This window comes from Mesorhizobium sp. M2D.F.Ca.ET.226.01.1.1 (assembly GCF_004022705.2).
Classification (GTDB): domain Bacteria; phylum Pseudomonadota; class Alphaproteobacteria; order Rhizobiales; family Rhizobiaceae; genus Mesorhizobium.
This window is the reverse complement of the sequence record NZ_RZOY02000014.1, coordinates 158456-184692: the sequence shown is the minus strand read 5'-3', so window position 1 is coordinate 184692 and position 26237 is coordinate 158456. Positions and strand designations below refer to the sequence as shown.

22 protein-coding genes are annotated in these 26237 nt (G+C 64.8%); 7 read left to right on the top strand and 15 right to left on the bottom strand.

The features are described 5' to 3' along the window. Positions 1–39 precede the first annotated feature (39 nt). The 6 genes from EN869_RS28145 to EN869_RS28120 all read right to left on the bottom strand — a co-directional run bounded on the left by EN869_RS28145 (position 40) and on the right by EN869_RS28120 (position 7024). The gene (locus EN869_RS28145; protein WP_245489544.1) at positions 40–1224 is read right to left on the bottom strand and encodes an ABC transporter substrate-binding protein; all 1185 of its coding nucleotides are present in this window, start codon (positions 1222–1224) and stop codon (positions 40–42) included. A 30-nt stretch (positions 1225–1254) separates the two neighbouring features. Further along, positions 1255–2343 (bottom strand): GTP-binding protein, encoded by a 1089-nt coding sequence (locus tag EN869_RS28140; protein WP_127229387.1) that lies wholly within the window; start codon positions 2341–2343, stop codon positions 1255–1257. Further along, positions 2330–3994 (bottom strand): amidohydrolase, encoded by a 1665-nt coding sequence (locus tag EN869_RS28135; protein WP_127229388.1) that lies wholly within the window; start codon positions 3992–3994, stop codon positions 2330–2332. Before EN869_RS28135 ends, EN869_RS28140 begins: the two co-directional genes overlap by 14 nt. Positions 3995–4058: 64 nt before the next feature. Beyond that, entirely contained in the window at positions 4059–4832 is a 774-nt protein-coding gene (locus EN869_RS28130; RefSeq protein ID WP_127229389.1) for an SDR family oxidoreductase, read from the bottom strand. Beyond that, complete coding sequence (locus tag EN869_RS28125) at positions 4829–5626, bottom strand: SDR family oxidoreductase (protein ID WP_127229390.1); 798 nt, start codon at positions 5624–5626, stop codon at positions 4829–4831. Before EN869_RS28125 ends, EN869_RS28130 begins: the two co-directional genes overlap by 4 nt. Positions 5627–5629: 3 nt before the next feature. After that, positions 5630–7024 carry a transaminase gene (locus tag EN869_RS28120; RefSeq protein WP_245489545.1) on the bottom strand — a complete coding sequence of 465 codons (1395 nt, stop codon included), beginning with the start codon at positions 7022–7024 and terminating at the stop codon, positions 5630–5632. 158 nt (positions 7025–7182) lie between these two features. Here EN869_RS28120 and EN869_RS28115 point away from each other — a divergent pair, with 158 nt between their 5' ends. The 3 genes from EN869_RS28115 to EN869_RS28105 all read left to right on the top strand — a co-directional run bounded on the left by EN869_RS28115 (position 7183) and on the right by EN869_RS28105 (position 12874). Further along, positions 7183–7929, top strand: coding sequence for an IclR family transcriptional regulator (locus tag EN869_RS28115; protein WP_127229391.1), 747 nt, complete (start codon positions 7183–7185; stop codon positions 7927–7929). A 427-nt stretch (positions 7930–8356) separates the two neighbouring features. Further along, positions 8357–11761 carry an acyl-[ACP]--phospholipid O-acyltransferase gene (locus EN869_RS28110; RefSeq protein ID WP_127229392.1) on the top strand — a complete coding sequence of 1135 codons (3405 nt, stop codon included), beginning with the start codon at positions 8357–8359 and terminating at the stop codon, positions 11759–11761. A gap of 165 nt (positions 11762–11926) precedes the next feature. Next, complete coding sequence (locus EN869_RS28105; RefSeq protein WP_127229393.1) at positions 11927–12874, top strand: helix-turn-helix domain-containing protein; 948 nt, start codon at positions 11927–11929, stop codon at positions 12872–12874. Positions 12875–12972: 98 nt separating this feature from the next. On the opposite strand, the gene EN869_RS28100 is transcribed toward EN869_RS28105, so the two are convergent. Beyond that, positions 12973–13698, bottom strand: coding sequence for an SDR family oxidoreductase (locus EN869_RS28100; protein ID WP_127229394.1), 726 nt, complete (start codon positions 13696–13698; stop codon positions 12973–12975). A gap of 99 nt (positions 13699–13797) precedes the next feature. Between EN869_RS28100 and EN869_RS28095 the strand changes: the two genes are divergently transcribed. Continuing rightward, complete coding sequence (locus tag EN869_RS28095) at positions 13798–14745, top strand: AraC family transcriptional regulator (RefSeq protein ID WP_245489546.1); 948 nt, start codon at positions 13798–13800, stop codon at positions 14743–14745. Between the two features lie 21 nt (positions 14746–14766). Here EN869_RS28095 and EN869_RS28090 read toward each other — a convergent pair whose 3' ends face one another. Next, the gene (locus EN869_RS28090; protein ID WP_127229482.1) at positions 14767–16740 is read right to left on the bottom strand and encodes an EAL domain-containing protein; all 1974 of its coding nucleotides are present in this window, start codon (positions 16738–16740) and stop codon (positions 14767–14769) included. A gap of 315 nt (positions 16741–17055) precedes the next feature. Here EN869_RS28090 and EN869_RS28085 point away from each other — a divergent pair, with 315 nt between their 5' ends. Next, complete coding sequence (locus EN869_RS28085) at positions 17056–18090, top strand: class I SAM-dependent methyltransferase (RefSeq protein ID WP_127229395.1); 1035 nt, start codon at positions 17056–17058, stop codon at positions 18088–18090. 58 nt (positions 18091–18148) lie between these two features. Here the strand turns inward: EN869_RS28085 and EN869_RS28080 are convergent, their stop codons facing one another. Then, the gene (locus tag EN869_RS28080) at positions 18149–19135 is read right to left on the bottom strand and encodes a zinc-dependent alcohol dehydrogenase family protein (protein WP_127229396.1); all 987 of its coding nucleotides are present in this window, start codon (positions 19133–19135) and stop codon (positions 18149–18151) included. Between the two features lie 102 nt (positions 19136–19237). Here EN869_RS28080 and EN869_RS28075 point away from each other — a divergent pair, with 102 nt between their 5' ends. Then, positions 19238–20140 (top strand): LysR family transcriptional regulator, encoded by a 903-nt coding sequence (locus EN869_RS28075; protein ID WP_127229397.1) that lies wholly within the window; start codon positions 19238–19240, stop codon positions 20138–20140. A gap of 21 nt (positions 20141–20161) precedes the next feature. Here EN869_RS28075 and EN869_RS28070 read toward each other — a convergent pair whose 3' ends face one another. Further along, positions 20162–21115, bottom strand: a complete 954-nt coding sequence (locus EN869_RS28070) for a helix-turn-helix domain-containing protein (protein ID WP_348632218.1) — start codon at positions 21113–21115, stop codon at positions 20162–20164. 143 nt (positions 21116–21258) lie between these two features. On the opposite strand from EN869_RS28070, the gene EN869_RS28065 reads away from it, so the two are divergent. Continuing rightward, positions 21259–21552, top strand: coding sequence for a hypothetical protein (locus tag EN869_RS28065; protein ID WP_127229399.1), 294 nt, complete (start codon positions 21259–21261; stop codon positions 21550–21552). Between the two features lie 55 nt (positions 21553–21607). Here EN869_RS28065 and EN869_RS28060 read toward each other — a convergent pair whose 3' ends face one another. The 5 genes from EN869_RS28060 to EN869_RS28040 all read right to left on the bottom strand — a co-directional run bounded on the left by EN869_RS28060 (position 21608) and on the right by EN869_RS28040 (position 26211). After that, entirely contained in the window at positions 21608–22579 is a 972-nt protein-coding gene (locus EN869_RS28060) for a branched-chain amino acid ABC transporter permease (protein ID WP_127229400.1), read from the bottom strand. Positions 22580–22584: 5 nt separating this feature from the next. Further along, the gene (locus EN869_RS28055) at positions 22585–23478 is read right to left on the bottom strand and encodes a branched-chain amino acid ABC transporter permease (RefSeq protein ID WP_127229401.1); all 894 of its coding nucleotides are present in this window, start codon (positions 23476–23478) and stop codon (positions 22585–22587) included. Between the two features lie 4 nt (positions 23479–23482). Next, a complete protein-coding gene (locus tag EN869_RS28050) occupies positions 23483–24193 on the bottom strand; it encodes an ABC transporter ATP-binding protein (protein ID WP_127229483.1) in 711 nt (236 codons plus the stop codon). Then, complete coding sequence (locus EN869_RS28045; protein WP_127229402.1) at positions 24186–24923, bottom strand: ABC transporter ATP-binding protein; 738 nt, start codon at positions 24921–24923, stop codon at positions 24186–24188. Before EN869_RS28045 ends, EN869_RS28050 begins: the two co-directional genes overlap by 8 nt. 79 nt (positions 24924–25002) lie before the next feature. After that, the gene (locus EN869_RS28040) at positions 25003–26211 is read right to left on the bottom strand and encodes an amino acid ABC transporter substrate-binding protein (protein ID WP_167507095.1); all 1209 of its coding nucleotides are present in this window, start codon (positions 26209–26211) and stop codon (positions 25003–25005) included. Positions 26212–26237: the final 26 nt, after the last annotated feature.

Here is a 26237-nt window from a genome sequence, read left to right as displayed (position 1 = left end):
GGCTGGCCACAAGAGGCGGCGTCGACGCCCGGGAGGATCTCATTCGGCCTGCGGCAGGACGACCCAGTCCGGCGTCTCGACCTTCCAGGCGCCGGCCTCGAGCTTCATCACCTTGGTCGCCTGCATCGGCGAATGCGTCTTGGCCTTGCCGAAGACGTAAGGCGAGCCGGCGAGCGGGTTGGTGAGCGGCTGCATGTCGTGCAGCGCCTTGGCGACGCTTTCGCGCGTTACCTCGCCGTCGATCGAGGCGACCACCTTGAGGAACAACTCGGCGGCGAGATAGCCGCCCTGCGAGAAGGCGGTCAACGGCCGGTTTGCCTTCTGCATGTCGGCAATCCACTCAGCGTTGGCGGCCGAGTTCTTCTCGGTATAGGGCTCCCACTCGGTGCCGACATAGATCGGCTGCTTGGTGTCGGCCAACGCCTTGGCGACCTGCTCGGTGTAGCCGGGCGCCAGGAACAGCCAGTTGATGCCGGTGATCTTCTGCGCATCGACCGTCTTGATCAGCTGCACCACCTGCGGCTCGACCTGGTTGGTCAGGACCGCGTCGCAGCCGGCGTCACGCGCCTTGATGACATAGGGCGTGAGGTCGCCCTGGAAGGGCAGCGTCACGTCGATCAGATGGATCTTCTGGCCGCTGATCTTCTCCCAGTTCTCGATCGCCTTCTTATAGGCCTCCTGGGTGCCGCCGATGATGATGAAGAAGGCGCAAAGCTTCTTCGTCTTCAGCTCATTGGTCGCGTAATAGGCCATGGCCGTCGACAGCGTGTACGGGCCGACATTGACGGGCGCGACATTGGGCGAGGAGAAGCAGGCGGCGTCGACGCCGAGACCCTGCACCGAAAGGACCTTCTTGCGGCTGTAGGTGGCGGAGTTGACGGCGCAGTCGAGCAGGCTCGCCGAGCCGACCAGCGCCACAGCCTCCTTGTTGTCGATCAGGTCGCGTGCGGCCTGTGCCGCAACCGCTGGGTCTGCCTTGTCGTCGGCGATGGTGTAGTCGATCTTGCAGCCATTGATGCCGCCCGCTGCATTGACAGCGTCGAAGGCGGCCTGCGTTGCCTTCGGCACTTCCGAGAAGTCGGCCGGGCCGGTGACGGTAGACACGGCGCCGACCTTGATGGCGCCGTCCTTGCAGGTCGGGCCGGCGGCGGACGCCGTGCCGGCCATGGCGGCAAGGCCGATGCCCGCCAATGCCGCAGCGATAATTCTCGATTTCCAATGCATGTTCATTCTCCCATTTTTGTCATGCGCTATTCAGGCGGCGGCCAGCGCCGGCGCGGCGATGCTGGCCGCGTCGATCGCCGCGAACTTCACCAGCGTGCGGGCGATGGTCTCGCGCTCGATGTTGCGGACGATGAACACCAGCCGTGTGCGGCGGTCCGCCGACGGCCAGCGGTCGAGCCGCGCCGGCGGATGAAAGACATGCTGCACGCCATGCAGGACGAGCGGCCGCTCGGGTTCGTCCGTTGTGCGCACGATGCCCTTGAAGCGCAGCAGGTCCTCGCCTTTCAGCGCCGCGACATAGTCGAGCCAGCGGGCCAAGGCGCCCCACTCAACCGGCTTGTCGATGACGAAGCTGAAGGACTGGATGCCGTAGTGGGTGTCGCGATGATGATCGTGGCTATGATGGCAATCCGGTCCGCAGTCATGGCCGTGATGATCAGCCGCTTCGAGCCGCATGACGATGCGGGTCACATCCGTCGCGGCATCAGCGGGCAGGCTCGCCAGCAGATCGAGCTCGACCTCGCCATTGCGGGCAACGGTTTGCTCGACGGATGGCGCCAGATGCTCAAGCCGTTGCCGCAAACCGCCGAGTGCCTCGTTCGAGACGAGATCGGTCTTGGTGATCAGCAACCGGTCGGCGACGGCGATCTGCTTCGCCGCTTCGGAATGGTGGGCGAGCGTCGTCGCGCCATTCACAGCATCGACAGTGGAGACGACACCGCCGATGCGAAAGCGAGCCATCAGCTCGGCTTCGGCCATCAGCGTGTGCAGGATCGGTGCCGGATCGGCGAGACCCGTCGTTTCGATGATCACCTGAGAGAGCGGCGGCGTTTCGCCGGCCAAGCTCTTGGCGTCGAGCTCCTTCAGCGTCGCGACCAGATCGCCGCGCACCATGCAACAGATGCAGCCATTGTCGAGCAGCGTGAACTGTTCTTCGCTGGCCTCGATCAGCAGATGGTCGAGCCCGACTGCGCCGAATTCGTTGACGATGACGGCAGCGCCGGCAAGCGACGGCTGGCGCAGCAGGTGGTTGAGCACCGTCGTCTTGCCGCTGCCGAGGAAGCCGGTAAGCACCGTCACCGGTATCCTGGCGTCGCTTGATGGATCAGGCGCGCTCATAGACCACCCTCCCCTCGAAATACGTCGTCAGCACTTTTGTGTCGGCGAGGTCCTCGGCCGGCGTCTCCAGCACGTTGCGGTCGAGCACGATGAGATCGGCGGACTTTCCGATCTCGATCGAGCCGACAGTGTCGGCAAGGCCGATGGCGCGGGCCGAGTTGATGGTGAAGATTTTGAGCGCCCTGGCGACATCGATAGCCTGTTCCGGCCAGAGCGACGCGCCCGGAAATTCGCCGCTCGGGTTGCGGCGCGTCACGAGGCCTTCGATGCCGTCCCACGGATCGGGATTCGGCATCACCGGCCAGTCGGAACCGCCGGCCAGCAGCGCGCCGGCCGCGAGCAGGTCCTTGTTCGGCCAAAAACGCAGCGCGCGCGCCTCGCCCATCGTCTGCTTATGCCCTTCGAGGAAGCTCGTCGGATACCACAGGAAGGGCGAAAGATCGGCGACGACGCCGAGCTCGGCGAAGCGGGCGATGTCGTCGGGCGCAATGTAGCTCGCATGCGCAATGTGGTGCTTGAGCCTGGTCGGTCCGTTGAAGGAGCGCACGACATCGATGGCGTCGAGCGCCTGGCTGACCGCGGCATCGCCAGCGCAGTGGATCTTCACACCCAGCCCGAGCTTTTCGCATTTGCCGACCCAGCGGATCAGCTCCGGCACGGTGACGATGGTCGAGCCGCGGAAGCAGCAGCCAAGCGCCGGATCCTTGGTGTAGGGCTCGTGGAAGGCGGCGGTGCGGGCGCCAGGCACGCCGTCGAGGAAGATCTTTACGAAATCGGGCTTGGCGTGCACGCCGCGATATTGCTCACGCAGGGCGATCAGCGCGTCACCGGCAATGCCGAACATGAAGGACGGCTCGACGGCGGGCATGGCCGACACTGACCATGCAGTGAGCTCGCCGCGATCGTCGAGGCCCTTGAGCGCCGCAAGAATCGGCTGCATGGCTGCGGCGTCGAGGAATGCGGTGACGCCGTAGGAGTTGAGCGTCGCGATCGAGCGCGCCATCGCGGCGCGGTCCATCTCCTGCGTGTAATGGCCGGATTGGGCGATGGTGCGCTCGACGATGCCGGCGGCGGATTCGATCATCATGCCGGTCAGCGCGCCGGTCGCCGGATCGCGGCCGATCGAACCTTTTTCCGGATCGGGCGACGAAGCGGAAAGGCCGGCGAGAACGAGCGCCTGTGAGTTGACCCAGCGGTTGTGATAGGTGTCGTCGCGCAGCATCACCGGGCGGCCCTGGCTGACGCGGTCGAGCGCCGCCAGCGCCTCCAGCCGGTTGAGCTTCGGCAAGAGATCGCTGCCCCACTGCCCGCCGATGATCCAGGAGCCTTCCGGCGTCTTGGCGGCCGCCTCGCCGACGCGCGCAATCAGCGTCTCGAAACTCGCCGTCGGCGGAAAGCGCAATTCGAAAAGCTCGGCCTGGCCGCCCATCATCAGATGCGCGTGCACATCGACGATGCCAGGCATCATCATCGCGCCCTTGAGGTCGACGACGCGGGTGGCGGCGCCTGTCAAGGCGGCGACGTCGGCGCCTTCGCCGACCGTGACGATGCGGCCGCCCTTGACGGCAACGGCCGAGGCCCAAGGCCGCTTGCGGTCGAGCGTGTAGATGCGGCCATTGGTGAAGACCAGGTCGGCACTTCTGTCGGGCATTCTCTCTCCTCCTTCCCGCTGGCCGCACCCTCAATGTTTGCGAGCGAGCAAACTTCGGATCACGTCATACCGCCCTGTTCTGCGTCGGCGCGCGGCCGCCGCCATCCGCGACCAGCACCGCGCCGGTGACGAAGGACGCTTCGTCGGACGCGAGGAACAGGCAGCAGGAGGCGATCTCTTCCGGCTCGGCGACGCGGCGCAGCGCGATGCGGTTGGTGAGTGCCGCGAACTCGTCCTCCGGCGTCGAGCCGTTGGCGCTGGCGGCGACCTTCATCTCGTAGACGCTCATCGGCGTGCGTACCCAGCCGGGCGCCACCGCATTGGCGCGAATGCCATCCGGGCCATGCGCGAAGGCGAGCGATCGCGTGTAGGAGACGAGCGCTGCCTTGCTCGCCGAATAGGCGGCGTTCTGGCCGCTGGCGTTGAAGGCGCCGACCGAGGCGATGTTGACGATCGCGCCGCCGCGCGCCTTGAGCAGGGGCAGCGCGGCGCGGCAGACCATCATCGCGCCGGTGACGTTGACGGCGAAGCTCTTCGCCCAGGTCTCGTCGCTCAGCGTCTCCGGCTCGTCGAGGATCATGACGCCGGCGGCGTTGACGACGATGTCGAGACGGCCACCGCAGGCTGCGGCGGCGCGGGCGATGTCGGCGGCATCGGTGATGTCGCCGCGCACGGCAATGCCGCCGCTGGCCCTGGCCGCTTCGTCCAGCACCTCGCCGCCATGGCCGAAGGCGATAACCTTGGCGCCGTGGCGGGCGAACAATTCGGCGGTAGCGCGGCCCATGCCGGTGGCGGCACCCGTGACCAGAGCCGTGCGGCCTTCGAGGCGGCGGCTCATGCGAGCCCCCAGTGCCGTTCGACGGCATAGCCGGTCTCCGGCAGGGTCGAGCCGCCGTCGAGGACCATGGTCTGGCCAGTAACGTATTTTGCCTGCTCGGAGGCGAGGTAGAGCATGGCATAGGCGATGTCGTCGGCCTCGCCGAGACGGCCCATGGGAATGAACTGACCCAGACGGTCCGCTACCTTCGGCTGGCTCATCGTGCCCCTGCCCGGCTTGGCGATGAAGCCCGGTTCGACGCCGTTGACGGTGATGCCGTCGCGCGCGAACTCGAAGGCGGCGCCGCGAATGAAGGCGTTGACGCCGGCCTTGGCCGCCGAATAATGCGCGCCGCCGGCCATCGCCACGCGCGCCGATACCGACGAGGTGACCAGGATGCGGCCGAAGCCGTTGGCGCGCATCGCCGGGGCCACCGCCTGCGCCAGCCAGAAGCAGGCTTTCAGGTTGACCGCCAGCGCCTCTTCGAGCTTCTCCTCGTCAAGTTCCTCGACCGAGGCCCAGGGACAGCCGCCGGCATTGTGAACGACGATGTCGAGCCGGCCGGATTTGCGCACCACATCGCCGACCAATGCATGCAGCGTGGTGCGATCGAGCCCGGCAAGCGCGACGGCGCGGACGGACAGACCGCGCGCGGACAGCTCGGCCGCAAGCGCCTCGGCGACATCGAGCGAGCGGTTGGCGATAACGACCGAGGCTCCGGCCTCGGCAAATCGTGTGACGATGGCGGCGCCGATGCCGCGCCCGCCGCCGGTCACCAGCGCCACCTTGCCCGTGAGGTCGAACGGGTTCGCCATGGCTCAGACGACGCCCGCGCCGCGGACGAGATCGACGAAGCGGCCGAAGACTTCGGTATGACGGTCGACATCGGCCGGCAACGTTGCCGGGCACATCAGGAACATGGTGTGGAAGGGCGTCACCAGTATGCCTTCGTTCATGTAGAAAGCATGCAGAAGCGTCTCGAGGTCGCCGCGCCGGCCGGCAATGACGTCGGCGCCGCTCAGCGGCGGGTTCGGCATGAACATGATCTCGGCGCGGGCGCCAACCTGCGTCACATGCCAGGGCAACCGGTTGGTTCGGATGATGCCCCACGCGGCGTCGGCAAGGCGCGTTGCGTTGGCGATCATCAGCTCGAAATTGGCGGGCGTCAGCACCTCTTCCAGAACGGCGCGCATGGTGGCGATTGTGAGCGCGTTGCCGGCCAGCGTGCCGCCGATGCCGAGATGCGCCGACTGGCGCACGCGCGGATTGACCATCGGCACGATCTTCCAAAGCCGCTCGGCGATTTCCCGCGAGACGCCGAAGATGCCGGCCGGAATGCCGCCGGCGATCGCCTTGCCGGCGACCAGAATGTCCGGCTCCAGCCCGTGCAACGCTGTGTAGCCGCCGGGACCGCTGGAGATGGTGTGCGTCTCGTCGATGATCAGCACCGTCCCGGTGCGGCGGGTGATCTCGCGAAGTGCGGCGTGAAAACCCTCGGCGACCTGGATCATGCCGAAATTGGTCATCAGCGGTTCGGTCAAAACGCAGGCGACGTCGCCATGCGACAGCGCTTCCTCGAGCGCCGCGACGTCATTGAACTCAACTACCCGGGAGACGGCGGAATGGTCGACGCCGTTCGGGTGGATCATGTTGCGCATGCCGACCTTGCCATCGCGGATCTCGATATGCGCCTCCTCGACGCCGCCGTGATAGCAGCCGGAAAAGACCAGCACTTTCGGGCGGCCGGTGACCATGCGGGCAATGCGGATGGCACCGCGATTGGCATCGGTGGCCGAGGTAGTCAGCGTCCAGTAAGGCAAGCCGAAGCGGCGCGTGAGTTCGGTGCCGACCCAGAGGCTGTCCTCGGTGGGCAGCATCATGGTGGCCCCGTTCTGCAGTTGGCGAAGTGCGGCGCGCGTCACCGCCTCGGGCGCGTGGCCGCACATGCCGCCGGTGTCGCCCAGCGCGAAGTCGACATAGTCGTGGCTGTCGATATCCCGGATATGCGCGCCGCGCGCCGAAGCTGCATAGACCGGGAAGCCGCCGGCCCAGCGGCGCATCCAGTGCGACGGTCCGCCATAGAGGTAATGTGTCCTGCCCTCCTCCCATGCCGCCGCCGAGCGCGGATGCGTGGCGAGGAACCGCGCCTGCTCGCGGTCGAGCAGGCCGTCGATCGTTGCGGGGTGCGAAGCAATCTTGCTGGCGGCCGTCACGGCGCTGAACTCTCCCTGGCGCGCAAAATTCCGGGGCGCTTAACCGTTCCCATTTGGTTCACTATTTGAACCGCTGTTTTGTATGTTATAGGCACACTGAAGGCAGGACGAGCGCCTGTCAAGTTAATTCACATGCGAATTATCTCGGAGAGTGGACAATGAGCACGGTGGGCAAGGCGGTGTCGCTGCTGGAATTGTTCACGCTGCACGAGCCGGAGATCGGCCTCTCCGACCTCGCCCGCCGCGCTGGTCTCGACAAGGCCACCGCCAGGCGGCTGCTGATGGCGCTTGCCGCGCACCGGTTGATCGAGCAGGAGCCGCGCAGCCGCCGTTACCGGCTGGGCGCCGGCCTGTCGCGGCTCGCACGCATCCGCGATGCGCATTTCCCCTTCGTGCGGCTCGCCGCGCCGGTCATCCGCGAGCTGTCGCTGGAAACCGGCGAGACGGTGCATCTGTCGGAGTTCAGCGCCGGCGCGCTGCTGACGCTGCATGTCGAGCTGTCGGCCAAGGCCAACCGCGTCAATGTCGATGTCGGCCAGGTGCTGCCACTGCATGGCACCGCGTCGGGCATCGCCTTTCTTGCCGCCTCACGGCTGGAAGTCGTCAGCGCCTATCTCGAGAAGCCGCTGCAGGCCTTTACCGCGCATACGATGACTGGGCCGGACACTCTGGCCAAAGCCATCGCGTTTGCAGCGGCAAGCGGCTATTCGCGTAGTTCCGAGGGTTATGAAGAAGGCGTGCACAGCATCGGCGCCGCGATCCTTGGCTCCGACGGCCAGCCGGTCGGCACGCTGTCCATCGCCTCGCCCCTCTCGCGTGTCGACGATGCGGTCGCGGGCGCCCAGGGCCAGGCGGCCGTCAGAGCGGCAAGGATGATCTCGGCGCGGCTGACCGGCGAGGCTTGAGGCACCTTAAGCGCCGTAAGCCGCCGTACCCTGCTTTTCGTCATTTTTTAACCTATTGTCGCGGCGTGTGAACGTCGTTCATTTTTCTCTTGAACGTCGTTCACGATGTGCTATGGTGCGCTTATGAACAGCGTTCAAGAGAATGTATCCGGCTTGAAACAAGCCTGCGCCGACGCAGCCTAAGCCTGAAACGAAAGGACCATATCGATGCTCACCGACAGCCATGCCCGCAAATATTCGAGCGCCTGCAAGCCCTGGAGGCCGATCGCGGACGAAAGATGCGGGGCGCCAAGGGCAAGAAACAAATGGATTGGAATGAACCGCAGTAACGAAGTTTAACCGCTTCCCGGTAAACAAGGCTCAAACCGCGCAAGTCACCGCTCAGTCCAATCGGACTGCCAGACGGCCTTGCCCACTGGAAATTGCCATGAACACCCATCTGATGATGTCGCGGCGCTTCGCGCCTCTCTTCTGGACGCAATTCCTCTCGGCCTTCAACGACAATTTCCTGAAGAACACACTGGTGTTCCTCATTCTCTTCACGCTGGCGAAGGACCAGGCGGCATCGCTGGTGACGCTGGCCGGCGCTATCTTCATGGCGCCCTTCCTGCTCTTGTCGGCGCTCGGCGGCGAGATCGCGGACCGCTTCGACAAGGCGCTGATCGCGCGGCGGCTGAAATTCGTCGAAATCGCCGCGGCGGGAGTCTCGGTCGTCGGCATCGCTCTCTCATCGATCCCGGTGCTGATGGGAGCGCTGTTGATGTTCGGCATCATCTCGGCGCTGTTCGGGCCGATCAAATACGGCATCCTGCCGGATCACCTGGAACGCAAGGAACTGCCCAAGGCCAATGCCTGGATCGAGTCGGCGACCTTCGCCGCGATCCTCGGCGGCACCATCGCCGGCGGCGTCGTTTCCGCCGACGGCATCGGTGTCACGGTGTTCGGGCCGATCATGATGGCTTTGGCCGTCGGCTGCTGGCTTGCCAGCCGCTACATCCCTTCCACCGGCTCGGCCGCCCCCAACCTTGTCATCGACAAGAACATCTTCCGCTCGACCTGGCATCAGGTCGCCGAATTGCGCACCGACATGCGCATCTGGCGCGCCGGCCTGATGACCTCCTGGTTCTGGCTGGTCGGCGCCATCGTGCTGTCGATCCTGCCGTCGATGATCAAGGACTCGCTCGGCGGCAACGAGATCGCGGTGACCGCCTATCTCGCCGTATTCGCCGTCTCCATCGCCATCGGCTCGGCCATTGCCGCCTGGATGTCTCAAGGGCGCATGGTGCTGCTGCCGGCGCCGGTCGGCACCGCGCTGCTGGCGTTGTTCGGCCTGCATCTCGCCTGGACCATCTGGAGCATGCAGCCTTCGCCCAAGGCCGAGACGCTTGCCGCCTTCTTCGCCGGTCCGAACACCATCCGAGTCGCCGTCGACCTCGCCGGCATGGCGATTGCCGCCGCCTTCCTCGTGGTGCCGACTTTCGCCGCCGTGCAGGCCTGGTCGCCGGAGGCACGCCGCGCCCGCGTCGTTGCCGCCGTCAGCATCGTCAATGCCGGCTTCATGACGATTGGCGGCATCCTCGTCGCCGCCATCCAGGCGGCGGGTGTATCCATCGCGGGCATCCTGTTCGGCCTCGTCGTCGCCAACGCGATCGCCGCCTGGCTGATGCTGAAATTCCTGCCGACCAATCCGTTCCGCGACTTCGTCTCGATCCTGTTCCGCGCCTTCCTGCGGCTGGAGGTCGAGGGGTTGGACAATCTCAAGGCGGCCGGCAAGGCGCCGATCCTGGCGCTCAACCATGTCAGCTTCCTCGACGGCCCGCTGGCATTGACGCTGACCGACGAGGAGCCGGTCTTCGCCATCGACTACACGATCGCGCAGGCCTGGTGGATGAAGCCGTTCATGAAGCTCGCCCGCGCGCTGCCGCTCAATCCGGCCAAGCCCATGTCGACCCGCACGCTGATCAAGATCGTGCAGGGTGGCGATCCGCTGGTCATCTTCCCGGAAGGGCGCATCACCGTCACCGGCGGGCTGATGAAGGTCTATGACGGCGCCGCCATGGTTGCCGACAAGACCGGCTCGATGGTGGTGCCGGTGCGCATCGACGGGCTGGAGAAGAGCTACTTCTCGCGGCTGACCTCGCAGCACGTGCGCCGCCGCCTGTTCCCGAAGGTCAAGGTGACCATTCTGGAACCGGTGAAGCTCGAAGTTCAGCAGGAGCTGAAGGGCCGCCAGCGCCGCGCCGCGGCGGGCTCGGCGCTCTATCAGGTGATGTCGGACCTCGTCTTCCGCACCCAGGACATTAACAAGACGGTGTTGGAGAAGATCATCGAGACGGCGCATGAGCGCGGCATGAAGGAGCTTGCGGTGCAGGATCCGGTCACCGGTTCGCTGAGCTACGGCAAGCTGCTCACCGCCGCCGCGGTGCTCGGCGAGAAGTTCGAGCACCTCTATGCCGGCCAGGAGACGCTGGGCATCATGCTGCCCAACGCCAACGGCGCCTGCGCCGCACTTCTCGGCGTCGTGTCGGCCGGCAAGGTTCCGGCGATGATCAACTTCACCGCGGGTGCTGCGAACATCCTGTCGGCCTGCAAGGCGGCCGAGGTGCGCACCGTGCTCACCTCCCGCGCCTTCGTCGAACAGGCGAAGCTCGGGCCTGTGGTCGAGGAGATCGGCCGCTCGGTCGACATCGTCTGGCTGGACGACCTTCGCGCCACGATCGGGCTGAAGGACAAGCTGCTCGGCCTGTTGCGCAAGGCGACGCCGCGAGTGGCGCGCAAGCCGGATGATCCTGCCGCGATCCTGTTCACTTCGGGCTCGGAGGGCACGCCGAAGGGCGTGGTGCTCACCCACCGCAACATCCTGGCCAATGCCGCCCAGGCCGCCTCGCGCATCGACTTCCATTCGGGCGACAAGGTGTTCAACGTGCTGCCGATCTTCCACTCCTTCGGCATGACGGCGGGCACGGTGCTGCCGCTGATCTCGGGCGTGCCGGTATATTTCTACCCCTCGCCGCTGCATTACCGCATCGTGCCGGAACTGATCTATGCCTCGAACGCGACGATCATCTTCGGCACCGACACCTTCCTGTCGGGCTATGCCCGCACCGCGCATCCTTACGACTTCCGCTCGGTGCGTTACTGCTTCGCTGGCGCCGAGCCGGTGAAGGCGGCCACGCGCACGACCTATATGGAGAAGTTCGGCCTGCGCATCCTGGAAGGCTATGGCGTGACCGAGACCGCGCCGGTGATCGCAATCAACACGCCGATGTACAACAAGTCGGGCAGCGTCGGCAAAATCATGCCCGGCATGGAGTACCGGCTGGAGCCGGTGCCCGGCGTCGACGAAGGCGGACTGCTGTTCGTGCGCGGCCCGAACGTGATGGCCGGCTATCTGCGCGCCGAGAACCCTGGCGTGATCGAGCCGCTGGCCGATGGCTGGCACGACACCGGCGACGTCGTCACCGTCGACGATGCGGGCTTCATCTCGATCCGCGGCCGCGCCAAGCGCTTTGCCAAGATCGCCGGCGAGATGGTCTCGCTGGCAGCGGTCGAGGCGCTGGCCGGCGAGCTCTGGAAAGGCTCGCTGTCGGCCGTCGCCACGCTCCCCGATGCCCGCAAGGGCGAGAAGCTGATCCTGATCACCGAGGCTGCCAACGCCACGCGCGCGGAGTTCCTCGCCTTCGCCAAGGCGAACGGGGCCATGGACCTGATGGTGCCGGCCGAAGTGCGCGTCGTGCCGAAAGTGCCGGTGCTCGGTTCCGGCAAGCTCGACTTCGCCGGCGTGACCCGCATGGTGCGCGGCCCAGAAGAGCTCAAGGTCAAGGCTGCCTGACCTTAATGTGTGAACAGGCTGTCGCCATGCGCTAGCCCGTTCACATCATCTGCGCCGTTGCGGTGGAGATGGTTAGCATGTTAACTTCCTTTCCGGTTGCATCGGCTCGGCCGTTGCGTCTCAATCCCGCGACAAGACGGGGCTAGTGAACCGGAGGAGGAAACGATGCACGGCCACCACGTGAGCGTCGCCGACGGCGAAGCCTTCCTGTCCGCCTCGCGGATGCTGTTCGGCCCGATCACCCAGCGTTTTTCGCGCGGCGAGGCGCCGTCGCTGCCGAAACTGGTGTCGGTCAATCTCGGCGCCTGCCGCCTGTCGGAAATCCGGGCCAAGTCGCATCTGGTCCTCAACGACCGCGCCTTCTGGCGCAGCTTCGATCCCGACGCGATCAAGATCCTGATGCAGCGCAAGGGCCGCAGCCGCTTCGAGCAGCGTGAGACGGCGATCGATCTCGGCCCGCGCGCGGCGATCATCTACGATCCGGTGCGCAGCTATTCGCTGCAGAACCTTTCCGATGTCGACCAACTCATCCTGCAGGTGCCGCGCTCGACCTTCGGCGACGAGACGCTGGCGCGGCTTTCAGCCCCGGTGCCGCTGCCGGGCGAAGACGACAGTCTGACTCACATCGTGTCCGGGCTGATGCAGATGGCGATCGGCGAGGCGCACAAGCTCGACGAAGCCGGCTGCCGCCGCGTCGGCGAAAGCCTGATCCAACTCGTCAACGGGCTGATCCAGGCCAAGCCGATGGCGCCCGAATTCCGCCGCTCGCCGCTGGAAGCGCTGCGCGAGCGCATCGTCGCCTATATCGACGCCAACCTGGCGCGCAGCAATCTTTCGGCCGAGGACATCGCCCGCCACATGGGCTGCTCGCGCCGCTATCTGCACCGCGCCTTCGAGGGCGAGGGCATGACCTTGGAGCGCTTCGTCTGGGACCGGCGGCTGGAGCGCAGCAAGGAGGAACTGCTCTCGCCAGCGCGGGCCGCAGCCTCGATCTCGGAAATCGCCTTTGCCTGCGGATTTAACTCCAGCGCGCATTTCTCGCGGGCGTTCAAGAGCAAGTATGACGTGGCGCCGCGGGAACTGCGGGAGCGCGTGAGGTTGGTGGTGCATTGAAGGCGAACTGATGGCTGACCGACAGCAGGCACGCGCCCTGCCCGACTTGCGGGGGGCTCAGCCGCCCACCCGCAAGCCGACGTAGCAAGGCGAAGCTCCTACATATTCGCGGCGGTCGGCCGCACGATCATTTCGTTGACGTCGACTCCGTCGGGCTGTTCGAGCGCGAAGCGGATCGCACGGGCTATGGCGTCCGGTGTCAGCGACTTTTGCCGCCACGCTTTCAGCGCCGACGCCACCTGCGGATCGCTGATGTCGTCGCCCAGTTCGGTCGCGGTCACGCCGGGAGAGATGATCGTGGCGCGGATGTCGTCGTGCTCCTGGCGCAGGCCTTCGGTGATTGCCCACACCGCGTATTTCGTGCCGCAGTAGACCGCCGCTGTGGGCAGCACGATGTGCGCGCCGACCGAAGCCACGTTGACGATGTGCCCGTTCTTCTGCGCCACGAAGCGTGGCAGCACCGAAGCGATCCCGTTCAGCACGCCGAAGATGTTGACGTTTATCATGCGTGCCCACTCATCGCGCTTCAGCGCGGCAAGCGGGGAGAGCGGCATGACGCCGGCATTGTTGACCAGCACGTCGATCCGCCCGAGTTGCGCGTGAGCGGCATCGGCGAAAGCGTCGAAGCTCGCCGCATCCGTCACGTCGAGCTCGCGCCAGGCGACCCCTTCGCCGAGTTCCTGCGCCAGCGCCGCCAGACGCTCGGTGCGGCGGGCGCCGATGAACAGCCTGGCGCCAGCCTTGGCAAGCTCGCGAACCGTTGCTTCGCCAATGCCGCTCGAGGCGCCGGTGATGAGTACAATCTTGTCTTTCAGTCCCGTCATGATCGTTTCCTTTTCGCTTGCGGTGACGGGACGCAAGATGGTGGCGAGAAGCCGGATGGTGGTAGCGTGATCGTCCAAAGAGTTTGCACGATCCTCCAAATGAACCCGATCAAGCCTTGCAAGATCGCGCGCGATGCAGATTTATGCGGCATGGACAAAATTGCCGATCTGGCTCATCTGATCTCGCGGTTCGCGCCGGTTTCCGGCATATCCGGCACCGCGGTGCCGCGGCTGTCGCTCATTCGCGCCAACCATCCCAGCGCGCCGGTGCCTGCGGTCTATGAAGCCTCGCTTTGCATAATCGCCCAGGGGTCGAAGCGCGTCTCGCTGGCCGGCCAGAGCGTGGTCTATGACGCTTCCAGCTATCTTCTGGTCTCGGTCGACCTGCCGCTGGTCGGACACGTGCTGGAGGCCAGTCCAGCCGCACCGTATCTCTGCTGCAAGATCGATTTCGATGCCGCTGCCCTTGCCGACCTGCTGGTGACGGAAGGGCGCGCTTCTCCCCGCGGTGACCTGCCGGTGCTTGCCGTCTATCCGGGCGACCCCGACCTGATCGATGCCGCCTACCGGCTTGTCAGGCTGCTCGATCGCCCTGAGAGCATCGGAACCTTGGCGGCGCTGATAGAGCGCGAGATCCTCTATCGGCTGCTCACAGGGCCGCACGGCGCGACGCTTCGCCAGATGGCATCGGCGGATAGCCACCTGAACCAGATCAGCCGCGCCATCGCCACGATCCGGGGCGGCTTCCACACGCAGTTGCGGATAGACGAGATTGCCGCCGCGTCGGGCATGAGCCCGTCGTCGCTTCACGCCCACTTCAAGGCGATCACCCGCATGACTCCACTCGAATACCAAAAACAATTGCGGCTGCAGGAAGCGCGAAGGCTGATGCTGGCGGACGGGGCGAGCGCGGGTGCTGCCGGCTTCGCGGTCGGCTATGACAGCCCCTCGCAATTCAGCCGCGAATATCGCCGCCTGTTCGGCGCGCCGCCTCGCCAGGACATCGACCGCCTGCAGGCTATGCCGGCTTCCGCTGCAGCTTACTGAGCCTCACGGCGAACGCCACCCTCATGCCGACTTCAGCACCGTGAACGGCCGTTTCTGCACGGGCCGCTTGGTCTGGAAACTTGCCGCCGGCAGCGGACGGCCGACGTGGTAGCCTTGCACCTTGTCGATGCCGAACTCGCGCATCAGCGCCATCTGTTCGTCGGTTTCCACGCCCTCGACCAGGATCTTGTGGCCGCGATTGCGGACGAGCGCGATGATGTCCTGGAGCATCGCCATGCCCTTCGGCGTGCCGCAGTCGTGCAGGAACGAACGGTCGATCTTGACCGTATCGAAATCGATGAGGCGCAGCCACGACAGGCCGGCGAAGCCGGTGCCGAAATCGTCGAGCCATATCCTGATACCCAGGAGCTTCAGGTCGCTGATGCAGCGCAGGATGTCGGAGTCCATCTCCAGTTCGCGCCCCTCGGTGATCTCGAAGGCCAGCCGGCTGCCGGCGACGCCGGTCTCGCCGAGAATGCCGGCGACGGATGTCGCGAAGCCGGGCGTCTTGAGCTGGATCGGCGATACGTTGACGCTGACGAGGCGGACATGGTCGTGCGTCAGCATATCCGTGCACACCGTCCTTATCGCCCAGCGTCCGAGCTCGAGGATGGCGCCGGTGCGTTCGGCGACGGGAATGAACAGGCTCGGCGGAACCAGTATGCCGTCGAGCATTTTCAGGCGCATCAGCGCCTCGACGGCCTCGAACCGGCCCGACGCGACGTCCTGGATAGGTTGGTAGACCAGCGAGACGAGATCCCTTTCGACGGCGATCTTCAGCAGGGCCGCGATGTTCTCGCTCTCGTCGCTCGATTGCGGATCGGTCGGATCGAACAATCGAGCGCAATTGCGGCCGCCGGCCTTTGCCAGATACAGCGCCCGATCGGCCTCGTGGATGATCTTCTCCAGCTTGCCGCCGGCCTGCGTACGGGTGAACGCGGCGCCGACGCTCACCGTCACGATAGAGGTGCCGTCCCGCCGCAGCTCATGCGTCAGCGCCAGCTCCTCCACCGTGCGACAAATGGCTTGCGCGAGGTCAGCGACCTGATCCTTGTCGTTCATGCGCGCAAGCACGATGAATTCCTCACCGCCATAGCGCCCGATCGAGCCATTGTGTTGCCGGACGAGATCGCTCAGCGCATTGGCGACATGGATCAGGCAACGGTCGCCTTCCTGATGGCCGTAGCAGTCGTTGAACTTCTTGAAGAAATCGACGTCGATGAGGATCGCCGCGAAACGAATGCCGAGCTTCTGCCAGTCGCTCCAGCAATCCCTGAGCTTCTCGTCGATCGCGCGCCGGTTCTCCAGGCCTGTCAACGGATCGGTGCGCGACAGCCGCAACAGTGCCTTGCCTCGCTCGGTGGCCTCGTTGTGCTGAATCTTGGCTTCAAGCGCGTTGAGGAAGACGTTGTAGCGTTCCTCGTTCAGCTTCCAGTTCACATAGGAGGTGAAGGTGAAGCACGAGACGTAGAACGTGCCGAACACCAGCTTATAGGTGAGCGAGGCGGGCACAAAATAATTCACCACGTATAGTATGCACAGGATTATGGTCGACGTGATGATCGACGTTTTGAAGCTGAACGTGAAGAAGAGGTTGGCACTCATCATGAAGATGGTGCCGAACACCATATAATAGGCGACGGCTTGCCGATCCGCGCCCAAGGATGTCGGCCACAGCCAGCCGACATAGCCAAAGATGATGGCGGCTGCGCAGGTTATGTCTAGCCATTGCGTGGCAACGCCGCGGCGAAGCTGACCTTCAAGCGTCAGCAGCGCCGTGAGGCCGACGGCAAAGCGCGCCGTGATCGTGTAGAGCGCCACATCCGGTATCAGCAGCAGATCCGTCGCCGAGAACAGCACATAGATGGCAACGGCCATCCAAAGCCCGGGCCTGGCTTCCTTGCGCCGCTTCGCTTGCGATTCCTCGCGGTAAAGCACGCGCAGCTCGTTCGGCCCCGGGCCGGGGCGCGGCTCGTAGGGCTCCACATGCGCCATATCGGCCAATCTCGATGCGACGCGTTCGTTCGCAATAAACCCCGCTTCAAGGGACTTTTGCGCTTCGAACACTTTTTTCGCCTCTGCCCCCACGCGGGCCCGCTCCTAGGGAAACAACGGTTTGCCGAGCAATAAAATGCCACGGCGGGAGACAAGTTTGCGTTAACTCGAACCCGGATTCCGACCCGCAAAATATCCAATGAAGCGAGATGGTTAGCGGGAAATTAATCATATTATTAAAATGCTAACGATCGCCGTTGGCAAATTCGACATTCTACGCAATAAGTTAAATGACTGTTAACCACGGAGTATCCGGTGCAGACCGTTTTTGATGGCAAAAGCCTGATTACTGCCAAGACCATTGCCGCCGGTCTGCATCGAGGGAAGCCCGAGCGCCACGGCGAGGCGTTCGAAGCGGCGCGCGCGGAGCTGGCGCTCATCCTGTTGACAACGCAGCAGCAGATCGAGCTGCGGAAGGATCCCGCCGAGATCGTTCGACGGCTGCTGTCGGTGCTCAACGCGTTGCGCTCCAGGGTCCATCCCGACGTCTGGCAAGCCTTGATACCGGTGGCGCAGAACCATGCGATCCTGCAATATTTCCTCCAGGATCCGCTCACGCACTGGTCCTTTACCAAGCCCAGAGGCTATTCCGGCGACGCGCAGCTGCTCGACTACATCTACTGCGACCCGCACGTGGCCGAGGATGTGGCGAACGCCTCGGAGATCGGCAAAGCGCTCTACAGCCATACCCAGAACGTGCCGTCCTGTGTCGCTGCCCGGGAACGGCGCGACCTGCTGACCCGCTATGTCGACGAGACCGCCGCAATGAACGGACCGGACGCCGAGGTGCTGGCGATCGCGGCCGGCCATTTGCGCGAGGCCAATCGTTCGACCGCGCTTGCCGAGGGCGGGCTGAAGCGCTGGGTCGCGCTCGACCAGGATCCGCAGAGCGTCGGGCTGATCGCGCGCGACTTCCAGGGCACCGCGGTCGAGGCCGTCGACGGTTCGGTGCGAACCGTGCTGACCAGAGGCCACAAGCTCGGCAAGTTCGATCTCATCTACGCCTCAGGCCTTTACGACTACCTCCAGCACAACGTCGCCGTGAAGCTTACCAAGACCTGCCTGCAGATGCTGAAGCCCAACGGCAGGTTCCTGTTTGCGAACTATGCCGAGGGCACGCCCGACGCCGGCTACCGGGAAACCTTCATGGACTGGGTGTTGCTGCTGCGCTCGGAGGCCGACATGTGGAACATCATCAATGCCAGCGTCGACCGCAACACGGTGGATGCGCAGGTGTTCTATGGCGAGAACCGCAACGTGCTCTACGCGGTGATCGAAAAGCGGGGGTAGCGGCCTTGGCTGGATCATGCGCGCCCAACCCGGGCGCGCCGATCGCTTGAAGCCCTGCTCAGATCGTCACGACGATCTTGCCGAACTGCTCGCCTAATTCCAGGTAGCGATGCGCCTCGACGATCTTCTCGAACGGAAACGTCCTGGCGACGATCGGCTTCAGCGCGCCTGAGGCGAGGCCGTCGAGAATAAAGGCCTCGCCGGCTTTCAGACGGGCCTGGTCGCCGGTGATTTCGTGGACGAGATAGCCGCGCAATGTCAGTGTCTTGGCCAGCACCTCGGATAGTGGGAACGGCGTCGGCTCGGGGCTGAGGCCGCCATATTCGATGAGGATGCCGCCGTGCGCCATCGAAGCCGTCAGCGGCGTGAAGATCGGACCGCCTACAGCGTCGAGGACGACGCGCACGCCCAGCGGCGCGATCGCCTTCAGCCGCTCTTCGAGATCCTCCTCAGCCAAGGCCACGACATAAGCTGCGCCGGCATCGAACAGCGCCGCTTTCTTGACCGATGTCCGGGTGATTGCGATCGGCACGGCGCCAATCCTGTTGGCGATCTGGATGGCGGCGAGCCCGACGCTGCTCGACGCGGCGGTGATGACGACGGGCTCGTCGCGGTCGAGATGCGCGATATCGATTAGCGCGCCATAGGCGGTGAGATATTGCATCCATGTCGCGGCGGCGGCCTCGAAACCAAGCGCGGGCGGATGCTTGACGACGAGCCCGGCCGGAAAGGTGACGAGTTCGCCATAGGCCGGCCAGCGCGCCATCGAGCGTGGCGGGATTATGCTGACCGCATCGCCAGGCGCGAAGCCGTCCACACCATCGCCGACCGTCTCGACAATGCCCGCCGCTTCGAGGCCGAGGCCCGACGGCAGCGATGGCGTCTCGATGTAAGTGCCCTTGCGCATCGAGGCTTCGGCGCGATTCAGGCCCAGCGCCTTGACGCTGATCCGCACCTCGCCCGGACCGGGCCGCGGCACCTCGACATCTTCGATATGCAGCACTTCCGGGCCGCCGTGACTGTGAAAGCGAACAACCTTTGCCATCCATGCAACTCCAAATCTGCTTGATGGAATTGACTATGATGAGGCATCCAACAGAGATAAATCGTTCAAACGGCAGAGCAGTCGAAACGACAGGTTTTGAATATGGATCGCCTCGAAAGCATGGCAGTCTTCGTCAAGGCGGTCGATCTCGGCTCGTTCGCGGCCGCAGCGGCCGCACTCGATTTATCGGGACCGATGGTGGGCAAGCATGTGCGCTTCCTCGAGGAGCGGCTCGGCATGCGCCTCATCAACCGCACCACGCGCCGGCAAAGCCTGACCGATTTCGGGCGCGCCTATTACGGCCGCTGCAGGATCGTGCTGGCCGAAGCGGAAGCAGCCGATGCGCTGGCCGCCGACCAACTGTCCGAGCCGCGCGGCAGGTTGCGCGTGACGATGCCGGCGCATTTCGGACGCCATTGCGTCACGCCCATCCTGCTCGAGCTCGCGCGACTCCATCCGACGCTGGAACTCGACCTGTCGCTCAGCGACCGTTTCGCCGATCTTGTCGAGGACGGCTTCGACCTCGCGATCCGCACAGGAACGCTGGGCGACCGGGCCGGCATCATCGCGCGCCGCGTCGCGCGCCAGCGCATGATCGTCTGCGCCTCGCAGTCCTACGTGGACACCTTCGGCCAGCCGACCGACCTTGAGGGCATCGCCGGCCACCAGACGATCATCTATCGCCGGCTCGGCCACATGCTGCAGCCCTGGCTGTTCCCGCGCGATGACGGTTCCGTCGCAGAGATCGTGCCGGTCGGCCGGCTGCGACTCGACGATCTCGATGCCATCGCCGATGCGGCGACAGAAGGCATGGGGCTGGCCTGGCTGCCATACTGGCTGGTGCGCGAGCGTATCGAGGCAGGCAGGCTGGTGCGGATACTGCCTGAACAGCCCGACTATCTCTACGATTGCCACGCGCTCTGGCTGCAGACACCGCATCTGCCGCTGAAGGTACGGCTGGCCGTCGACGCGCTGGCGGCGGGATTGCCGAAGATGATGAGTTAGCGGCCAAGGAACGCCGCTCGATCAGCGCAGGTCGGCGCGCAAATCGCGCACACCGCGTCCCAGGCGCTGGCGCAACAGCGTGCGCAGAGTGGCGCCGTCGGCGTAGCCGACCTCGGCGGCAATGGCTTCGATGTCCAGGCCGCTGCCGTGCAGAAGCGACTGGGCGTGCTCGACACGCAGATCCTGGAAATAGGACAGCGGCGACTTGCCGAGCACCGCCTGGCAACGGCGTTGCAACGAGCGCGCGCTGGTCGCGAGCGCATTGGCGGCTTCCTGCAGCGAGAACCCTTGCTTAAGATGCCCGCGCGCCCACCGCTCGAAGCGCAGCACCAAGGGATCGGCCTGCGCCAGATGATTGGGGATGATATAAGGCGCCTGCGAGGAGCGAATGTCGGCAAGCAGATAACGCGAGACGAGGCCTGACAACTCGGGGCTCGCCCTGCGGATCAGCCACAGCGCCAGATCGAGATGCCCCATCGCGGCACCCGCGGTGACGCCAATGTCGGTCGGCACAAGCATGCGGGATTCATCGAGCAGCACATGCGGATAAAGCTGCCGGAACAGCGGCGCCAGCCACCAGGTCGTCGTCGCCTGCCGTCGATCGAGAAGCCCGGTCTCCGCCACCAGGAATGTGCCGATGCAGGAGGCAGCTATCTGGGCGCCTCCGGCATGCCATTTCAAGAGCTGCGCTCTGGCCTGCGCCACATCCGGCCGCGCCAGCGCCGGCACCAGCTGTTCCGGCGTGCCGGTGCTGAGCGCCGGAACCACCACCCAGTCCGGGTTCAGCCCCGGCCTCACGGCTGCGACGGGTATCGGAAGCCCTAGGCCCGACCTGACCTTCCTACGCATGCCGACGACGGTCAGCTCGAAATGCGGGGTTCCGCCCATCACCCTATCCGAGAAATTGTTGGCCAGCCTGAACGCGTCCAGCATCACGGCTAGGCCAGTATCGAACAAGCCATCGAGGGCAAGCACACAAATCCGCATGGCGTAAATGACCTTAAAGTTGGCATTTACGACGATACCGCGTTGGTGACCCGTTGGCTATATGGGCCTTGTCGGACACCCGGATATCGACACCTCGGGACACCCCTACAGTCGAAACAAGGAGATCGCAGATGAAAGTCCTAGCCGTTGCATCGATCGTAAAACCGATCACGCCCGAACAACGCCAGCAGATCATGCCTAGCGAAGTACCTGCCACGCTCCAGCTGTATCTCGACGGCAAGATCGAGCAGTTCTGGTTCCGCCAGGACAAGCCCGGTGTCATCTTCCTGATGGACGTCGATACGGTCGATGAGGCAAAGGCCAGGATCGAAGCGTTGCCGCTGACGGCCGAAGGGTTCGCGCAGTATGAGTTCATGCATGTCGGCCCGCTGGCCCCGCTCGGCCTGCTGATCCAGGGCAAATAAGCGGAAGGCGCCGCCGCTGGCGAGCATCTCGTCGACGGCGCCAGCCGAGGCCGGCTCAGGCGCCGGCCACCCGAGCCTTGCGACTCAACCGCATCATCCCCTTCGGCAGGAACAGCATCGCCAGGATGATCGTCAGGCCCGAAATCACCGGGTGGTAGTCCGGCACGACGATGCGGGCGAGGTCGAACACGGCATACATCACCAGCGCGCCTAGGATCGGCCCCAGGATCGTGCCAGTGCCGCCGACCACCGTCATCATCAGCGGCAAGAGCATCCAGTCGAGGTCGAACACCGAGTCCGGTCCGACATGGAAGATGTAGAAGGTGTAGAGGCTGCCGGCGACGCCGGCGATGAAGGCGCTGCCGGCGAACGCCGCGACCTTGACCTTGAGCGTGTCGATGCCGTTGGCGGAAGCCGCCATCTCATCGTCACGCACGGCGATCAGCGCCAGGCCGTAGCGCGAGCGCATCAGCATGCGGATGGCCAGGGCGGTGGCGACCATCAGGCCGAGCCCAACCCAGTAATGCGGCCGCAGCGTGCCGAAGCTGCTGGCCGGCGCGACGATGCCGAAGGCGCCGCCGGTGAAGTCGCCACCATTGACGAAGATCACCTTGACGATCTCGCCGAAGCCGAGCGTGCCGAGCGCGAAATAATCGCCATGGAGTTTCGACAGCAGCGGCAGGCCGATAACGACCGCGGCAATCGCCGCAACGAGGCCACCCAGCAGCATCGTCACCGGGTCGAAATAGTAGATGTTTGGATGACTGTCATAGAGCGAGCCCCAAAGATAATTACCGCTCCACAGGATCGCGGTGGTGTAGGCGCCGAGGCCGAAGAAGGCGTGGCTGCCGAGGCTGATCTGGCCACCATAGCCTGCAACCAGGTTCCAGCTCTGAGCCATGACGGCGTAGAGGAAGACGAAGAACAGGAAGGAGAAATAATAGGCGTCGACCGCGCCCGGCACGAACGGCAGCAGCGCGAGCACTGCCACGACGACAATTGCGATCCATTGCGAGGCTCGGCTCATCGTTCTCAAGCCTTCTTGTAGGGCCGGCTGAACAGGCCTTCCGGCTTGAACATCAGCACCAGGAGGAAGACGCCGTAGGCGATGGCATTCGTCCAGCCGCCCGAGATGAAGAACTGCACATAGGCCTCGATCAAGCCGAGCAGAATGCCGCCGGCCAGAGCGCCGGTGACATTGCCGATGCCGCCCAGCGCCAGCGCCACCAGCGCTTTGAGGCTGAAGATGAAGCCGGCGAAGGGGTTGAACGGAAAGGTGGTGGCGACCGCGACACCCGCCGCGCCCGCCAGCGAAATGCCGATGGCAAAGGCAATTGCATTGACGCGGTGCGGGCTGATGCCCATCAAGGTCGCGGCGTCCATATCTTCCGAAGCGGCCCGCACCGCCTTGCCGACAATCGTCTTGCGCAGGAAGAGTATCACGAGTCCGGTGCCGGCGAGCGCGATCAAAAAACCCATCGAGCGGGTGAAGGAGGTGCGCACGCCGAGCAGTTCGATACCGCTTGCCGTATAGCTCGTCACCACGCCGGCGGTGTTGCCGCCCCAGATCACCGTCATCAGGTTCTGCACCAGGAACATCAGCCCAACGGCGATCAGCAGCGAGACGTTGCGGTCTTCCTCGGCGGCCGCCTTGCGGAACAGGCCCTGATAGATCAGCCAGCCGACGACGAGCCCGACCGGCACGACGATCAACAGCGACAGGAACGGGTCGATGCCGAGGCCGTAGAACAGCGCGCGGACGAAATAGGCGGCGAGGATGATCATCGCGCCCTGGGCGAGGAAGATCAGCCGCATGGTGCCGAAGATCAGGCTCAGGCCGACGGCGGCGACGCCATACATGGCACCGCCGAGCGCGCCGTTGAGCGAGAGTTGGAGCAGGATTTCGGGTGGCGGGAGATTGACCATTTTTCTACTCCAACACGCCCATATAGGCCTTCTGGATTTCGGGATCGGCGATGAGGTCGGCGCCGGTGCCCTGCATGGCGAGCGAGCCGGTCTTCAGCACGAAGGCGTAGTCGGCAACCTTCAGCGCCTGATGGATGTTCTGCTCGACAAGCAGGATGGTGACGCCCTGGCCGTGCAAGGTCTGGATGAGCGAAAACATCTGCTGCACGACGAGCGGGCTGAGACCCAGCGACGGTTCGTCGAGGATGAGCAGCGACGGTTCCGACATGGTGGCGCGCGCGATCGCGAGCATCTGTTGCTCGCCGCCGGAGAGCGAACCGGCCTTCTGCTGCGCGCGTTCCTTCAGGCGCGGGAAGAGCGTGTAGGCTTTCTCCAGCAGCTCCTTGGTGCGCGGACGGGCCTTGGGCTGGAAGGCGCCGAGCTCGAGATTCTCCAGCACCGTCATCTGGCGGAACAGGCCGCGCCCTTCCGGCACATGCGCGATGCCCAAGCGGGCGATCTCCTGCGGCTGCTTGCCAACCAGCGACTGGCCCGACAAGCGGATGTCGCCGGCCTTCGGCTTGAGCAGGCCGGAAACGGTGCGGAGCAGCGTCGTCTTGCCGGCACCGTTGGCGCCGACCAGCGCGACGATCGTGCCGGGATCGACATGGAGCGACACGCCCCACAGCGCGCCGACGTCGCCATAGGCGACTTCGAGATCGCTTACTTCAAGCAGCCGGTTCGCCAAGATAGGCCTCGATGACTTTGCGGTTTTGCGTGACGTCGCGCGGTGTGCCGTCGGCGATTTTCTCGCCATGGTCGAGCACGATCACGCGGCTGCACACTTTCATGATGGCGTCGACCTTGTGCTCGACCCAGAGCATCGAGATGCCCTTCTCGCAGCGAACGCGTCGGATGACATCGACCATGCGCTGGATCTCGGTCGGGTTGAGGCCGGCCATGGGCTCGTCGAGCAGGAGCAGCGCCGGATCGGAGGCGACGGCGCGCGCAATCTCCAGCATGCGACGGTCGGATAACGTCATATGCGCGGTGCGCATGTCGCGTCGCGCCGTCAGGCCGACCAGCTCCAATGCCGCATTCGCGGTCTCTGTCGCATGCTTGACGCGGGCCCCTGCCCCGTAGACGGCGCCGACCATGACATTCTCGAAGGCGGTCATGGTGAGGAAAGTGCGCACCAACTGAAAGGTCCGGGCGATGCCGAGCCGCGCGATGCGGTGCGGCGCGATGCCGGTGATGTCCTTGCCGCGGAAGGACACGCGCCCTTCGGTCGGCGCGTAGATGGCGGTGATGACGTTGAAGAGCGTCGACTTGCCGGCGCCGTTCGGACCGATCAGCCCGATCAGTTCATTGGGGCCGACCACGATGTCGATGTTGTTGAGGACGACAAGCCCGCCGAAGCGCTTCTTGACCGCCTCGAGGCGCAGCAAGGTTTCGTCCGCCTGCATCGTGTTTCTGTCTCTCCCCTGGTGACAACACCGGGGCGGTCACGCCGTGGCGACCGCCCCGCCCGCCGCTTCTGTTTCGTCAGCGCTTGTCCCAGGCCGGGGCCGGCTTGTAGGTCCAGTTGCCGTCCGGATAGATGAGCTGGTGCTTGCCCTGCCACCATTGCGTGGCGACGCTGGGGATCAGCGCGAAGCCGGTCTCGTCAAACTTCAGGTCGCCGACGACGGTGTCCTTGAACTCCTGGCCGAAGATGGCGTCATGGATCGCCGCCGCGTCGGTGCTGCCGGCCTTCTCGATGGCCTGCGCCAGCACCTGGGCGTTGGCGTAGAAGGCGCCGACGGTGACGGAGTCCTTCTTGAACTCGGCCTCGTAGCGATCGCCGAGCTCCTTGGCGCCTTTGTAAGGGTAGCTCGCCGACCAGAAGCCGTCGGTCAGGATGTAGTCGGAGTCGGGCCCGAGCGCCTCGTGGAACTCGCCGGTCCAGGTGCCTTTCCAGCCATGCAGGTAAGGCACCGAGAAGCCGAGCTCCTTCATCTGCCGCAGAAGTGTGACGGTGTCGGCCGGCGAACCGAAGACCAGCATGGCGTCGACATCGGAAGCCTTGAGCTTGGTGATCAGCGCCGAATAGTCGGTGGCGCCGATCGCCCAGGGATCGTCGACAGCAAAGCTGTAGCCGTATTTCTTGGCCGCCGCCTCGAAGGCGCCGCCAAAGCCCTTGCCGTCGGGCGAGTCTTCCGAGACCAGCGCCGGATGTTTCGGCTTCTCGTCCGCGGGCAGCTTGTCCCAGATCTGGAACGGCACTTCGGCGCCGGGTCCCGGATGGAAAAAGAACAGCGCCGAATATTTCAGCTTCAACGGCTGCCATTCGAAGGGGAAGGCCGTCGTGATCATGTAGAATTTCTTGTATTTTTCCGCGACGATGGCGCCGGCGATGTTCATCGGCCCGGAATGGGTCGACAGCAGCGCGTCGACCTTCTGCACCTTGATCAGGTTTTCCAGCGCCGAAGCGACCTTGCCTTCGGAGCTTTCATCATCGGCGACGACCAGCCGGACCGGCAGCTTCTTGCCGGCTGACTTCACCATGATGCCGCCGGCCTTGTTGATGTCGGCCACGGCCTGCTCATAGGCCCATTTCTGCTCCTTGCCGTCGCCAGCCAGCGGCCCGGTCAGCGAGATCGGCGCGCCGATGACGATCTCGTCGCCGCCAGCATTGGCGACGAGCGTGCCGCCGGCGGTCAGCGCGGTGGACAGCAGCAGGCCGGCCAGCATTCCCTTCAGACTGATTTCCATTTCCATCCTCCCAGGTTTCATCGGGC